The sequence below is a fragment of the Enterococcus sp. AMC2644 genome (assembly GCF_058216475.1).
Window position 1 is genome coordinate 760,318 of record NZ_CM177095.1, and the last position, 15,438, is coordinate 775,755.

Genomic DNA, 15,438 nt, shown 5'->3' on the forward strand with positions numbered 1-15,438 from the left:
TAACTATTCCACTCTTTTGCGATTAAATTGTACGCAATTGCGCAATACGTTCTTCTACAGCTTTTTGTTTTTCTAAATAATCCGCTTCTTTTTCACGCTCTTGTGCTACTACTTCATCAGGCGCATTCGCTACAAAACGTTCATTCGCTAATTTTCCTTGAACACGTTTTACTTCTTTGTTCCATTTATCTAATTCTTTTTCTAAACGAGTGATTTCTTCCTCAATGTTAATCAAACCTGCCAGTGGCAAATAAATTGTTGCCCCAGTCAAGACTGCTGACATGGCTAATTCAGGAGCTTCTAAGTCACTAGCAATTGTTAATTCTTCTGGATTACAGAAACGGTCAATATAGTTTTGATTGGCTTTTAAGAAAGTATCCACTGCTACATCGCTTGTTTGAATTAATAACGTGATTGGTTTTGATAATGGCGTATTCACTTCTGATCGAATATTACGAACAGAACGAATTAACTCTTTCAAAACTTCCATGCCTTTAGCTGCTGTATCATCTGTTAATTCTGGGCGAACAATTGGGTACGCTGCAACTACTAATGAATCACCCTCATGCGGAATTTGACTCCAAATTTCTTCTGTAACAAATGGCATAATCGGATGCAATAACCGTAAAATTTGATCTAATGTATAAACTAAGACGCTCTTATTCACTTGTTTTGCAGCTTCGTTTTCACCATACAATGTTTCTTTACTCATTTCAATATACCAGTCACAGAAATCATCCCAGATAAAGTTATATAATTGACGGCCTGCTTCACCAAATTCAAAACGATCAAATAGCTCTGTTACTTTTTCAATTGTTTCATTTAATCGCGTTAAAATCCAACGATCAGCAACTGACTTTTCACCAGAAAAATCAATATCAGCAACGGTCATTCCTTCAACATTCATTAATACAAAACGTGACGCATTCCAAATTTTATTAATAAAGTTCCATGCCGCATCCATTTTTTCATAGCTAAAACGCATATCTTGGCCTGGAGCTGAACCATTTGATAAGAACCAACGTAAGGCATCTGCCCCGTATTGATCAATCACTTCCATTGGATCGATTCCATTCCCTAGTGATTTACTCATTTTGCGTCCATCTTCTGCACGTATTAATCCATGAATTAACACATTATTAAAGGGACGTTGTTCTGTAAACTCAAGTCCTTGGAAAATCATACGACTTACCCAAAAAGCGATAATGTCATAACCTGTAACTAATGTATTGTTAGGATAGTAGCGTTGATAATCTTCGCTATTCTCATCAGGCCAACCTAATGTTGAGAACGGCCATAAAGCTGAACTAAACCATGTATCCAAGACATCTTCATCTTGTATCCAATTTTCACTGTCTTTTGGAGCATCCATACCAACATACATTTCGCCTGTTTCTTTGTGATACCATGCTGGAATTTGATGTCCCCACCATAATTGACGAGAAATAACCCAATCATGAATATTTTCCATCCAACGTAAAAAGGTTTGATTGAAACGTGGTGGATAGAATTCTACCGCATCCGCTGTTCCTTGGTTTTTAATTGCTTGTTCTGCCAAAGGTTGCATTTTTACAAACCATTGCGTAGATAAACGTGGTTCTACAACCACACCTGTACGTTCAGAATGACCGACACTGTGGACCATTTTTTCAATTTTTACTAGACGACCTAATTCTTCTAAATCTTTAACAATTTGCTTACGTGCTGCAAAACGATCCATTCCAGCATAGTTACCTGCTAATTCATTCATTGAACCATCATCATTCATCACATTCACACGTGGTAAGTCATGACGATTACCAACTTCAAAGTCATTCGGATCATGAGCAGGTGTAATTTTTACAACCCCAGTTCCAAAATCCATTTCTACGTATTCGTCAGCAATAATTGGGATTTCTTTATCCACTAGCGGTAAAACAACTTTTTTACCAATCAACGCTTGATAGCGTTCATCGTCTGGGTGAACCGCAACAGCTGTATCGCCTAACATTGTCTCTGGACGAGTTGTCGCAATTTCAACGACACCCGAACCATCAGCTAATGGATACGTCATATGATAAAAGGCGCCTTCTACATCTTTATGAATAACTTCAATGTCTGATAAAGCTGTTCGTGCTTGTGGATCCCAGTTGATGATATATTCACCACGATAGATTAACTCTTTTTCATATAACGTGACAAATACTTTACGTACTGCATCTGATAAGCCACTATCCAAAGTAAAACGTTCACGACTGTAATCAAGTGATAATCCTAGTTTTGCCCACTGTTCACGAATATGTCCTGCATATTCTTCTTTCCAATCCCAAACTTGCTCAACAAATTTTTCACGGCCTAAATCATAACGAGAAATTCCTTGCTCACGCAATTTTTCTTCTACTTTAGCTTGAGTAGCAATTCCCGCATGGTCCATTCCTGGTAACCATAATGTGTCGAAGCCTTGCATCCGCTTTTGACGAATAATCATATCTTGTAAAGTAGTATCCCAAGCGTGACCTAAATGTAGTTTTCCCGTTACGTTTGGTGGGGGGATTACAATCGAATACGGTTGGGCTTTTTTATCACCACTTGGTTTAAATAAGTCTTTTTCTAGCCATTCTTCATAACGACCAGCTTCAACTTCTTGTGGTTGATATTTTGTCGATAAATTTTTTTCTGACATGGATGTTCCTCCTAGTTTTCTAGATAATTTCGTAAGACGCGTCCCATTTTTTCAAGACCAATTTCAATTTTATCTTCCGGCATATTTGAAAAATTCAATCTGAAGGTATTACGTTTTTTACTGTTTGGATAAAATGTTTCACCACTGACAAAAGCAACTTTTTCTGCTAAACAATCTTGTAAAATTGGTGTGACATCTAACTGTTCGGGTAAAGTTACCCAAACAAATAACCCACCTTCGGGACGCGTGAATTGGACTTCTTTTGGAAATACTTCATCTAATTTTCTTAGCATCGTATTAAGACGCTGACGATATAACTCGCGAATTTTGTTAATATGCGTGTCTATTTCATAGTGTTCTAAATATGTGGCAATTTCACGTTGTGCTTTGGTATTACTATGCAAGTCTGTTCCTTGTTTCATAATCGTGTAACGCTGTAAAAATTCTTCGTCTGCTGCTAACCAACCAATCCGATATCCTGGACAGAAAATTTTTGAAAATGTCCCCGTACAAATAACTGTTCCTGCTTGATCAAAGTGACGAATTGATGGTAAAGTTTCTCCTTCAAAACGTAGTTCACCATAAGGATTGTCTTCCAAAACAGGAATTTGATACTCTGCAGAGAGTTTTGCTAATTGTTGACGGCGTTCTAAGCCCCAACTTAACCCCGTTGGATTTTGAAATTCAGGAATCACATAAATCAATTTGGCTTGTGGATATTGTTTTATTTTTGCTTCTAAATCTTCCATCACCATTCCTTGTTCATCTGTTGCGATTTCAACAAACTCACAACCATACGCACGAAAGGCATTTAAAGCAGCAAGGTACGTAGGGCTTTCACAAAAAACCACATCGCCTTCATCAAGAAAAATTTTTCCCGTTAAATCAATCGCTTGTTGCGAACCACTCGTAATTAAGATATTGTCTTTGTTAAAATTAGTTTGCAAACGTTGGTTCATCCGATGGGCAATCCATTCACGTAAAGGTTCAAAACCTTCTGTGGTACTGTATTGCAAGGCAGCTTGACCATCTTTTTCTAGCAACAATTCATTCACTTTTTTAATTTCATCCACAGGGAATAGTTCAGGTGCTGGTAAGCCACCCGCAAATGAAATAAAATCTGGTTGTTCAGTTAATTTTAATAATTCACGGACTTCTGAAGATTGGATATCCGCTACACGTTTCGCAAATTTCAATACCATAATATTCACACTCATTTCTGTGGATTGAATAAACTCGATTTTTTTCCAAAATAAAAACGTCCTAAGATGTCTCACATCTTAGGACGTAAAATTTACGCGGTACCACCTAAATTGTAGAATTTTTTCTACCTCTCAAAAGTGAGTTAACGGTCACTAATCGTTTGATTTTACTAAGACTTCAAATCAAAAACTCCCAAGCTACCTTCACTAGTTGCTGTTGAAAATCTTTCACCATACAATTTTCTCTCTAAAAACAGTCTGCTAGTTACTCCTCTTGTTCTTCGTCTGGACTCATTCTACAATGAAGTTTTTTGAAAGTCAACTTACACTAATGCTTTTGCTGCAGCAAGTGCTTTTTCATAATCTGGTTCTTGTGCCATTTCAGGAACGATTTCTTCATAACGGATGATACCTTCTTGGTCAAGCACATAAATCACACGCGCATAACGATTTAGTTCTGGAATTAAAATACTATAGCTTTCACCAAACGTATTTTCAGGGTCATGTAACATAACCATCTCTACGCCTTCTTGGCCACACCAGTTTGCTTGCTCTTCTTTTGTGTTGTTTGAAATTGTCGCAAAATTGATATCTTCAATTTGACTTGCTTCAACGTTGAAACGTTTTGTTTGGATTGCACATACACGTGTATCGATATCTGGAACAACCGACAAAATAGTTGGCTTACCAGCAAAATTTTCTAATGTGTAGAAATTATCGTTTAAATCTTTCAATGAAAAATCGGCAGCCTTATCACCAGTCTTTAATTGTGTACCAGGTACTTCCAATACTTCACCTTTACGGGTAATATTCATTCTTCCCACTCCTTTAATAACTTTCTAATTCAGTATAAAGGAGTATAGAATTTTTACAAAAACATCTGCCTATGAAGTTGCAACTAACGGGCGATTTTGATAATGGCTATCAAAGAAAATCAATGTTAATAACTCAGTAGTCAAATCAATGTAACGCATGTTCACATTCTTAGGTACAGTCACACGATCAGGGGCAAAGTTTAAAATTGCTGTAATACCGGATTCAACAATCGTATCAATGGCTGCTTGTGAATGTTGACTTGGTACCGTCGAAATGGCCACAGTCACTCCATTTTTTTCAGTAATAGCCTTAAATTCATCCATTCCATAGATATAGAAACCATCAATTGTTTTACCAATCAATTCAGAATTGTTATCAAATACACATGTGATTTCAAGATTCTCATTACGACGAAAGTTATTCTTAGCCAAAGCCTTTCCTAAATTTCCAAAACCAACTAAAGCAATTCGTTTTTCATCATCTGCTGCTAAAATATCACTAAAAACATCAATTAGATAAGAAACATCGTACCCATAGCCACTTCTTCCTAATTCTCCTAAATAAGAAAAATCACGACGAATTGTCGCTGCGGGAACTTGTGTAATTTCCGAAAAATCTTTTGATTTAATGCGAGTAACTCCAGTTGTCTCAAGTATTTTTAAATTACGTAAATACAAGGGTAAACGCTTAGCTGTGGCGCGCGGTAATTTTTTATTTTTATACTCTTTCACTATGCCAACTCCTTTTTTGTTAAGATATTCACATAAAAAGTTTACCATGCAATGTATTGTTGTGCAAGCATTAGTCAGTCGCCTCTATAATCAAAACCTCCAGTGTGAACTGGAGGTTTGTTCTTCGGCTGAAAGCCTCTTTTACCGGCCACAGCCTAAAAGGCTTTCTGAAGGGTTTCCCGCTTGCACCACTTTTACTCACCGATTCTTAATGAATCTCTTTTACTTCTTCTTATTTTGCTTTCCCGTGAATGGATCATACTCTTCAAACAACGTTAATTGATCTGCTGCATAATCCTCTTGTACTTGATTTCGAATATATTCTTCTATCTGTTTTTTATTTCGTCCTACCGTATCAACATAATAGCCTCTACACCAAAACTTTCGATTACCGTATCGATATTTCAGATTCGCATGTCTATCGAAAATCATTAAGCTACTCTTTCCTTTTAGATATCCCACAAATCCTGATACGCTATATTTCGGTGGAATACTTACGAGTAGGTGAATATGGTCTCTACAGGCATTCGCTTCGATAATTTCCACACCTTTTCTCTCACATAACGTGCGGATGATTTCTCCAATACTTTTCTTATATTTCCCATAAATAATTTGTCGTCTATACTTTGGTGCAAATACAATATGGTACTTACATTTCCATGTAGTGTGTGATAAACTTTCATTAGCCTTTTTCATAGAAGGCACCTCCTAAGTTGATTGATGTGGTGGTCGGGAAACCAATTTCATCTTATCATCTTTGGGAGGCTTTTTTAATACCTCGCTAGAAGCTCTTTAGAACCCCCGGCATAGCCAGGGGTTTTCAAGACACATAAAAAAACAAGAGACTTCGTGAAAAGTCTCTTGTAGTTATTTTATAAGAAATCGGCAAATTCATCTGCTTGCTCAGATTCAGGAGTAATCTCTTCCATCTTCAAACCAGCTAGGGCGCGATCCATCATTCCTTCAATATCCAAGCGTTCTTCATAATGATGAACTTTATCTAAACGAGGGCGCGTTTTAGGTTGTGGAGGGGCAAAAATCGTACAGCAGTCTTCAAATGGTTGAATCGCTAATTCGAACGTATCGATTTGTTGGGCCACTTCAATAATCTCTAACTTATCCATGGTAGCGACTGGACGAATGATCGGTGTATTCGATACTTCATTAATGGCAACCATACTTTGAAGTGTTTGTGAGGCAACTTGCCCTAACGATTCGCCATTCAAAATGATTAGTCCTTTACGTAATTCACGGACAGCATCTGTTAAACGTAACATCATTCGACGAGTAATTGTCATCCAATAACCTTGTGGAATATTTTTCTTAATTTCTTCTTGAATTTCTGTAAAGGGAACTTCAATAAATTGGATACTACCAACATACGGCGCTAGTTTAGCAGTTAAGTCTTTGGCTTTTTTTAATGCTTGTTCACTAGTGTACGGTGGACTCGCAAAATGGACTGCTTCAATTTCCACGCCACGTTTCATTGCAAAATATCCAGCAACTGGCGAATCAATTCCTCCAGATAGCATTAACATGCCTTTACCACCAGTTCCAACAGGTAAACCACCTGCACCTTGAATTGTTTCATAGGATAAGTATGCTCCATCCCGACGAATTTCTACCCGTAAATTAATATCCGGATTTTTCATCTGAGCTTTAATCTCTGGAAAAATGTCAATAACTGCATTTCCTAAAGTCAAGTTCAGTTCGCCACTTGTTTGCACAAAATCATGATCACTGCGCTTCGCAGTAATTTTAAATGTTTCGTTTCCTGTATACACTTCACGCATCATTTCTTGTGCCATTGCTTTAATTACTTCTACGTCTTTTTCTACACGAATACTTGGAGAAAAATTTTGAATACCAAATACTTTTTGTAATCTAGGAATGATAATATCGCTATCTTCTCCGTTTAAGATTAAATGCATCCGATCACGATCTGCATGAACACGAACATGTTGAAAATCAATTAATGCTTTCTTCACATTAGATGCTAAACGTGCAATAAAAACATGACGGTTTTTCCCTTTAGTTGAAAGTTCGCCATAACGAACCATAATTTCTGTATATTTCACATTAAAACTCCTTAATTAATTTTTGAAAATTTTTGATACAGTTGGTTAAATACAATTAAAAACTGCTCGACTTCTGCCATCGTATTGCTTTCATCTAAGCTAATACGAATCGCTGAAGTTGCTAACGAACTAGGTACATTCATTGCGTGGAGCGTACTTGAAGCAAGGTGTTTTTTACTCGAACATGCGCTAGTTGTTGACGTATAAATTTGTTTCTCCTCTAAGGCATGGACTAAGACTTCTCCACGGATATCTTTCAATGCAAAGCAAAGAATATGCGGGGCAAAAGCTGTTTCTTTTGAAAAAACTGTGACTTTATCATATGAGTGGAGCGCCTCTAATAAGTAATTTTTTAAGCGAATGACATGCTCTGGTTTTTCAGCCTTTTTCTCAAATGCTAAACGCAATGCTCGAGCCATTGCAACAATTGCAGGTACATTTTCAGTCCCACTGCGATGATTACTTTCTTGTCCGCCTCCATTCATCAAGGGCGCCAACTTACGGCCTTCGCGCCAATAAATAAAGCCGATACCACGCGGTCCATGAAATTTATGCGCAGAAAAAGTCGCAAAATCAACTCGTGGCGTAAACCACTGACTTTGCTCAACTTTCGTAATTGCTTGTACAGCATCAACATGGAAATGAATTTTAGGATATTTTTCTAAAATCTTACTGATTTCTTGGATTGGTTGAATAGAACCAACTTCATTATTGACTGCCATAACAGATACTAAAATAGTTTCTTTACGAATTAATTTCTCTAATTTTAAAACATCGACAAAACCTTCAGGCGTAACTGGAGCAATGCTCACTTCAAAGCCCAATTCTTTCAATTGAGCAGCTGTTTCACTAACTGCTGGATGTTCAATACTTGAAATAATTAAATGGTTACCAAAAGCTATTTTCTCAATGGCAGTCCCTTTTAAAACCCAATTATCGCCTTCTGTTCCACCACTTGTAAAAAAAATTTCTTTTGGTGAAACAGCTAACTGATCAGCAATTTGTTTGCGTGCCTGTTGAAGCAAACGATTGGCTTGGTTACCTAAGTCATGCAAGCTCGATGGGTTGCCTATAATTCGCTGACTTGTTTTTAAATATGTATCCAATGCTTGAGGAAAAATCGGAGTAGTGGCGCTATTATCAAAATAAATCATATTCAATGATCCTCTCTGTTTGTTAAAATTCTTTCCTATTATAACGGCTACTATCTCTGCTTTCAAGTTGAAAAGATTGTAAAAGAAAAACAGCATCTGATTTTCATCAAATGCTGTTTTGATTAAACTAAATCTCGATTGTTGAAATAAAAGTCTTCGATTCGTTTGAAAGCACCTGGTTCAACACGTTCTAAAGCCGTGCCAATTTCATCCAAGGCATCTTGATAACGATATTCATTCGTAAATAATTCTAAAGAACGATCGATAGAAGCTTTTACTTCAGGATGTGAATGACGATAACGATTTGCGTATTGCATCATTTGTTCCGTTAAGGCTGCAGCATCGACTAAGTCATGCGTGCGTTCATCAAGCAATTCTAAGTCTTCTTCACAGATAGCAACTAATTTATTAACTTCTTCCATATCCACACGAATTTTGTTCAACGCTTTTGATAGTTCTTCGATACGATCTGTTGCCATAAAGAAAAATTCTAAGTACTCTCCTGGCAAACCTGGCAAACGTTGTTTTTCAACAAAACGTTTTAAATTGCGCAATTTAAATTCGAACGTATCAATTTTATCTTGTGCAATTTTTTCACCTTTTCGTAATTCACGAAGAGCATCATCAATTTCAACTTGCTGACTCTCAACGTCATCTAAGATCTTAAACGCATCTTTGTAGAAGTGTTGTAGTTCTGAATAAGGAATTTCGTTTTTTTCCAGTTTTGGTGCAATGTTTTCGTTGCGTCGTGCAATTTCCTCGATTTCAGTTTGGAAACCACGAACACGCCCCAATTCATTATGATTTAACGCATAGCTTTGAGAAGTATGATCTAATTCAATTAATAATTGACGGTTATTACGAGTAGCATGTTCAATATAATCTGTAAGAACTTTGACATTCTTCATTACATATCTTCTTGCTTCGATTTCACGCTCTAATACATCATATAGACCATCGATTTCTTCTGCTGTTGTACGATTGGCAATTTCAACAACTTCTACTTCTACTTTTGCTAAATCTTCCAATGAATTTTCTACACGTCTTTCAACACGTTGAATATCCGCTTGAAAGTTTTCTTCTGGGAAAACGTAGTGGTCATTAATCATTTTCTTGTAGCTGTCTGAGATTTCCTTCAATTGTGAAGGGAATACTTTATTCAGCTCCTCAAAGATGACTGGCACCCGATTCATTAAGTCTTCTACTTCATACGTATTTTTTTCGGCTGACGCCAATACTTCACGAGCCTCTACTGGGTCTCCTGACGTATTTAATGTCACAAATTGTGTGAACTCACTTTCGATGCTTTTGATTTGTTTTTGAACTTCCGGATAAGCAGGACCAAAAGCTTCGCCGTTCTCACGAAGTTTTTGTTTTAACTCTTCGTATACATCTAGAGCTTTTTGAACTTGTAAAGAGTTTCGTTCTTCACTCTCACGTAATTCTTTTAGCCCCTCACGGATACGTTGGACTTCCTGTTCCATAATGTTCATAGTTGCTTCTGCTTCTGACACGGCCGCTTGTGCTTTAAAAAATCGGAAGGTTTCGTTCAAGTTCTCAACTTCAAAGATTTGACCCTCTAATTCTGAAAATGAACGTGTTGAAATATCTGCCCATTTTTGGTTCCAATCTCTAAAAGTATTTTGACTTTGGCCGACTAAATGCATTTTTTTGATTTCATCAATTTCTTCAATAATCGGTAAATCGAATAAAGACTCTTTCCGCTTTTCTAACTGATCGAGTTTTTCTTGATTCTTTTTCCGCATGTAGAAACCGACTCCATACAAGCCTGCTGCGACAACGATGATGGCAATGACGATTCCAATGATTAAATTACTTCCCATTTAAGGTTCCTCCAATTTCCCAAGTTCCACTTTTGCCAATTCGTGATGACTCACAAAATTTATAAACGATATTAAGAACCACCCATTTTCTTTTGCCAAAAGACATCTAAGTTGAATTATAGCATAAAGACCAACAGCAATCACTAAGAACCCCTAAAAAAATCGCAACTTTTTTTCAGAAACAAAAAAGCTTGATTTCTTTTCTTTGAAACTGTAATCTATATAAAACATGAATTTAGGAGTAATGCCATGAAAGTAGCAAAATTTGGAGGAAGTTCCCTTGCATCATCGGAACAATTAAAAAAGGTTATTAATATCATTAAAGCTGATTCTGCACGTCGATTTATCGTCGTTTCAGCACCAGGTAAACGTTACACCGAAGACATTAAGGTCACTGACTTGTTGGTTAAGTTATATCAAAAACGTCTAGCAAAAGAAAATACAGATGCAGTCATTCAAGCTATTTTTGAACGATATCAAGAAATTGGAACTGCCTTTGGTATTAATGAAGAAACATTAAAACAAATCCGCAAAGACTTAGATAGTTTAGTTGATATGCCGGTTGAAAATAACCCGCACTTTTATGATACGGTCTTAGCTAGTGGAGAAGATAATAATGCAAAATTAATTGCTGGTATTTTACAAGCTGAAGGATTATCAGCTCGTTATGTCAATCCTAAAGAATTGGGAATGATTGTGTCTGATGAACCTCAAAATGCCCGGATTTTGACAAAATCTTATACGGCCATTTATCAATGGCGCAATAGTGAAGAAATTTTAGTTGTTCCTGGTTTCTTTGGCTATACAGAAGACGGTGACGTTTGTACCTTCTCTCGTGGAGGCTCAGATATTTCTGGTGCGATTGTAGCCGCAGGTTTAAAAGTTGATTTATATGAAAACTTTACTGATGTAGACGGTATTTTTGCTGCTCATCCGGGATATATCCATCAACCAGAATCAATCACTCAATTAACTTATCGCGAAATGCGTGAATTAGCATACGCTGGATTTAGCGTTTTCCATGAAGAAGCTTTAATGCCTTCTTATCGTGCAAAAATTCCAGTGGTCATCAAAAATACAAATAACCCGTCACATCCAGGAACTTTAATCACCAACGAACGCTCAGATTTAGAAAATCCTGTCGTAGGTATTGCCAGTGACGAAGGTTTTAGTATGATTTATATTAGTAAATATTTAATGAACCGTGAAGTTGGTTTTACTTTGCGTGTTCTACAAATTTTCAAAGAATTTGGCTTAAATTATGAACACATGCCTTCTGGAATTGATGACATTTCAATTATTTTACGTGCAAATCAACTAAATCCTTATTTAGAAGAAGAATTATTACGAAAAATTGCTTATGAAATTGATCCGGATGAGTTACGAATCACACACGACTTATCAATGGTTGTAGTTGTTGGTGAAGGCATGAAACATCGTGTTGGGACAATGGCTGAAAGTGCAGCGGCTCTAGCCAGAAAGAAAATTAGTATTGATATGATTAACCAAGGCTCATCAGAAGTAAGCATTATGTTCGGTATCCATAAAGATCGCGAGCAAGATGCAATTCGTACCTTGTACTACACATTTTTTGAATAAAAAAATCAGCGTCTTCTTATTGAGGACGCTGATTTTCTTTTAAGGCCTGCTGACGTTCGATTTCTGTCTTAATTTTAGCTTCAGGTGCATATTCTGATTCCCAATTAGCTGGTTTTAACACCTTATTGGTTATTGGGTCGTAATGAGGTTTACCATCAGGAAACAATTTCCCCATATTGGCTTGATGAACAATGGCCATAATTGGTTCTGGGTCCACTCCTAACAATGAGAATGAGCCATACGTAAAATACAATACATCGATTAAAGCATCAACTTGATCCACTAAAGGATCAATCGTTTTTTCTTTTTTTAAAACCTTCTCTTTTGCTTGATCAACAGCTTGATGTAATCCATCCACTAGTTTTGAGAAAGTCTGCGGATTATTTTCACTAGCCGCATATAAAAATTCAACTAATTCTTCTGCTTTGAAGCCTGCCCTATACAACGCATCTTCTTGACTAAATGCTGTAGGAACATTAGGTTGTCTTGCATCAAATGTCTGGTGAAACTCTTCTGTCATTTCAAATGGTTTCATAGTTCCTCCTATATTAACTGAAAATGTCGCAAAGCTTTTTCAATGCCATCTTCATTATTGCTTGCCGTTACAAAATCAGCAGCTTGTTTCGTTTCTTCCATTCCATTCCCCATAGAAACACCGATGCCTACCCCTTTAATCATTTCAATATCATTCCAATGATCGCCAAAAACCATTGCTTCTGCTAAGGCAATTTCTTTATGTGCTAAGAAAAATTGAATCCCGCGTAATTTCGAGCCACCTTTAGGTACGATGTCTACAGTATAAGGATTGGAACGTTGTAAGTCACAATCAGGAAAAGCTTGTTGAAATTTTTCTGCTTCATACTCCCCGCTTAACATCACACATTGATAAATCGGTTCTCTCAAAATAGCAAGCTTCGAATAGCGATTTGAGCGACGGTTAGGGCTATAACGCTGCAAAGCTAATTTCATTCCTCGAATTGGAAACCAATGTGGAACAAAACGAATCATGCGACGGACAAAGCCTGATTGACCAATTCGCATCGTCAAGCTTCCTTCCATATGATGACGACCACCTAACATTAACTGACGGGAATTTTTATCAGCATACTCAATAATTTCATCTAATACAGCTTTTTCAAAAGGGCGCGCATAGATTGTTTGATCTTTCGTATAGACTACTTGACCATTATATGTAACAAACATATCTAAATTTAATTTACGAACAATTCGCTCCACACTTTCTGGACCACGCCCAGTAGAGACACCACACAGAATACCATTTTTTTGAGCTTGAGCGATTGCTCTTTTCGTACTTTCTAATATCGTTCCATTAGTAGCAATCAACGTCCCATCAATATCAAAAAATATCGCTTTAATCATCTATTCACCTACCTATTTTCCCGTCAGAACAACTCTAACTGACTAGGGTTCAATTTGTCATAATCTAAAGCTAAACGACGTTTAAATTCCATGGCATTTTCTGCTGCATCACCACCTGCATTATTATTAAATATCACCGCTATTTCTTTACTTTTTTCTTTAGCTGCTTCTACTGATTGCTGTAATTCAGCCAATTCTTCAGTATTGTAACGGTAATTCGTACGGATTTTTTGGGCATCAGGTCCAGTTGCAGTCCATCCCATATCATTACGACCATGAAAACGGAAAAAAGTAAAGTCTTCATTGGTTACATATGGATCTAGAGGAACGGTTGTTGATAATTTTTTAGGTTCATCTACAATAACTAAAGAAAATTGATGGGTTTTCATAAAAGTTCGTGTACCTTCAATATATTTTTCTTCATACCAACTACGATCCCGAAATTCAATTGCCACTGGCCACTCTTGAAACAATTGACGTAAAATCCGTAAGTAATCTACATTTTCTCTAGTACATTTGAACGTTGCTGGAAATTGTGCCAATAAACAAAACAGACGGCCTGATTCAATCATCGGTGCCATATTCTTCTTTAATTGCTCAGCTAACTCTACTAGTGTCTGTCCTTCTTCCAACTCTTGATGTTTGGTGAAAACCTTTTGTACTTTCACAATAAAACGAAATTGTTCAGGTACTTGTTTGAGCCACCCTTCAATATTTGAACGCGAAGGAATAAAATAAAAACCTGTATCCATTTCAACTAAAGGAAAATAACCAGCGTATTCATAGAGTGTTGTTTCTTTTTTTCCTGTTAAATATGTATGTTCTTTAAAACTCGTACAACCAATGCGAATCATCCTCTCACCTACTTTTTGAAAGTTAAAGTAATTATAAAGAGAATTTATTTATTTCGCAACACTTCTCTGCTTTGATGATTTTAATTTCCTTTTTTTCAGCTTTAGGATAAACTAAGACTGCATGTCAAAAAAGCGAGGTTTTTATATGAAAAAGATACTTGTTCTTCATACTGGTGGGACGATTGCCATGAAAGAAGATGTCTTAACTGGCGGCGTCAGTCCAGATGTAGCAAATCCTTTAATGGACGCAACCATTAATATTCCCAAAGATGTTGAATTAATCGTCGAAGATATTTTCAATCTTCCTAGCCCACATATTACACCAAGACACATGTTAAAAATTAAAGAACGAATTCAAGCTGCTAAATCAGCAGGTGTTGATAGTGTCGTTATTACACATGGAACAGATACCCTAGAAGAGACAGCTTTCTTTTTAGATACTACCATCGGCAATCAACTACCAATCGTCATTACTGGCGCAATGCGTTCAAGTAATGAACTAGGAAGTGATGGTCTTTATAATTTTGAAAGTGCAATTCGGGTAGCAGCCTGTCCGGAAGCTATTCATCAAGGTGTCCTAGTCGTAATGAATGATGAAATTCACTCGGCACGATATGTCACAAAAACACATACGACCAACGTTGCAACTTTTCGAACGCCAACGTTAGGTCCCATCGGGCTAGTGAGTAAAAACCGGATTTTATTTATGCAAAAACTCCTAGCAACACCGCACTTGGATGTTGCTACTGTTGATGGCTTAATTCCAATTGTCAAAGCCTACGCTGGAATGCACGGTGAATTGTTTGAAGGGCTAGTCCAAACAGATATCGACGGTTTAGTAATCGAAGCGTTAGGGGCTGGAAATTTACCACCGGAAACTCTTCCGCCACTCCAAAAAATGCTAAATAAAAAAATCCCTGTCGTCTTGGTTTCACGTTGCTTTAACGGTATTGCCGAACCTGTCTATGATTATCAAGGCGGGGGTAGTGAATTGCAAAAGATGGGGGTTATCTTTTGTAATAGCATTAATAGTCAAAAAGCACGTATTAAATTACTAATTGCTAAAAATTGTCAACTTTCTCCAGAAGAACTCAGTTATTTTATGGAACATTAAAACG

13 protein-coding genes and 1 other annotated feature are annotated in these 15,438 nt (G+C 36.9%); of the genes, 2 read left to right on the forward strand and 11 right to left on the reverse strand.

Annotation, left to right across the window (positions count from 1 at the left end; genetic code table 11):
* Nucleotides 1-22 precede the first annotated feature (22 nt).
* From AC4BC5_RS03745 to AC4BC5_RS03780, 8 genes are all read right to left on the reverse strand, one after another.
* Nucleotides 23-2,662 carry a valine--tRNA ligase gene (locus AC4BC5_RS03745; RefSeq protein ID WP_490496843.1) on the reverse strand — a complete coding sequence of 880 codons (2,640 nt, stop codon included), beginning with the start codon at nucleotides 2,660-2,662 and terminating at the stop codon, nucleotides 23-25.
* A gap of 11 nt (nucleotides 2,663-2,673) precedes the next feature.
* A complete protein-coding gene (locus AC4BC5_RS03750; RefSeq protein ID WP_490496844.1) occupies nucleotides 2,674-3,864 on the reverse strand; it encodes an aminotransferase-like domain-containing protein in 1,191 nt (396 codons plus the stop codon).
* Nucleotides 3,865-3,940: 76 nt separating this feature from the next.
* Nucleotides 3,941-4,155 (reverse strand) — a binding site (T-box leader).
* A 32-nt stretch (nucleotides 4,156-4,187) separates the two neighbouring features.
* Nucleotides 4,188-4,679: a thiol peroxidase gene (tpx, locus tag AC4BC5_RS03755; RefSeq protein WP_490496845.1), complete on the reverse strand. Its 492-nt coding sequence runs from the start codon at nucleotides 4,677-4,679 to the stop codon at nucleotides 4,188-4,190.
* 69 nt (nucleotides 4,680-4,748) lie between these two features.
* Nucleotides 4,749-5,411, reverse strand: a complete 663-nt coding sequence (locus AC4BC5_RS03760; RefSeq protein ID WP_490496846.1) for a redox-sensing transcriptional repressor Rex — start codon at nucleotides 5,409-5,411, stop codon at nucleotides 4,749-4,751.
* Nucleotides 5,412-5,633: 222 nt separating this feature from the next.
* Nucleotides 5,634-6,107, reverse strand: coding sequence for an IS200/IS605 family transposase (tnpA, locus tag AC4BC5_RS03765; protein WP_490495366.1), 474 nt, complete (start codon nucleotides 6,105-6,107; stop codon nucleotides 5,634-5,636).
* A 176-nt stretch (nucleotides 6,108-6,283) separates the two neighbouring features.
* Nucleotides 6,284-7,489 carry a tRNA uracil 4-sulfurtransferase ThiI gene (gene thiI, locus AC4BC5_RS03770; RefSeq protein WP_490496847.1) on the reverse strand — a complete coding sequence of 402 codons (1,206 nt, stop codon included), beginning with the start codon at nucleotides 7,487-7,489 and terminating at the stop codon, nucleotides 6,284-6,286.
* Nucleotides 7,490-7,500: 11 nt separating this feature from the next.
* On the reverse strand, nucleotides 7,501-8,643 hold the full coding sequence (locus AC4BC5_RS03775; RefSeq protein ID WP_490496848.1) for a cysteine desulfurase family protein: 1,143 nt from the start codon (nucleotides 8,641-8,643) through the stop codon (nucleotides 7,501-7,503).
* A 122-nt stretch (nucleotides 8,644-8,765) separates the two neighbouring features.
* Nucleotides 8,766-10,487: a septation ring formation regulator EzrA gene (locus tag AC4BC5_RS03780; RefSeq protein ID WP_490496849.1), complete on the reverse strand. Its 1,722-nt coding sequence runs from the start codon at nucleotides 10,485-10,487 to the stop codon at nucleotides 8,766-8,768.
* Nucleotides 10,488-10,736: 249 nt separating this feature from the next.
* On the opposite strand from AC4BC5_RS03780, the gene AC4BC5_RS03785 reads away from it, so the two are divergent.
* Complete coding sequence (locus AC4BC5_RS03785) at nucleotides 10,737-12,086, forward strand: aspartate kinase (RefSeq protein WP_490496850.1); 1,350 nt, start codon at nucleotides 10,737-10,739, stop codon at nucleotides 12,084-12,086.
* Between the two features lie 16 nt (nucleotides 12,087-12,102).
* Here AC4BC5_RS03785 and AC4BC5_RS03790 read toward each other — a convergent pair whose 3' ends face one another.
* The 3 genes from AC4BC5_RS03790 to AC4BC5_RS03800 are packed head-to-tail and all read right to left on the reverse strand — an operon-like array spanning nucleotide 12,103 to nucleotide 14,320.
* Entirely contained in the window at nucleotides 12,103-12,621 is a 519-nt protein-coding gene (locus AC4BC5_RS03790; RefSeq protein WP_490496851.1) for a pyrophosphohydrolase domain-containing protein, read from the reverse strand.
* A gap of 8 nt (nucleotides 12,622-12,629) precedes the next feature.
* A complete protein-coding gene (locus AC4BC5_RS03795) occupies nucleotides 12,630-13,466 on the reverse strand; it encodes an HAD-IIB family hydrolase (RefSeq protein ID WP_490496852.1) in 837 nt (278 codons plus the stop codon).
* Between the two features lie 23 nt (nucleotides 13,467-13,489).
* Nucleotides 13,490-14,320, reverse strand: coding sequence for a DUF72 domain-containing protein (locus tag AC4BC5_RS03800; RefSeq protein ID WP_490496853.1), 831 nt, complete (start codon nucleotides 14,318-14,320; stop codon nucleotides 13,490-13,492).
* 145 nt (nucleotides 14,321-14,465) lie between these two features.
* Between AC4BC5_RS03800 and AC4BC5_RS03805 the strand changes: the two genes are divergently transcribed.
* Nucleotides 14,466-15,434, forward strand: a complete 969-nt coding sequence (locus AC4BC5_RS03805; protein WP_490496854.1) for an asparaginase — start codon at nucleotides 14,466-14,468, stop codon at nucleotides 15,432-15,434.
* Nucleotides 15,435-15,438 lie beyond the last annotated feature (4 nt).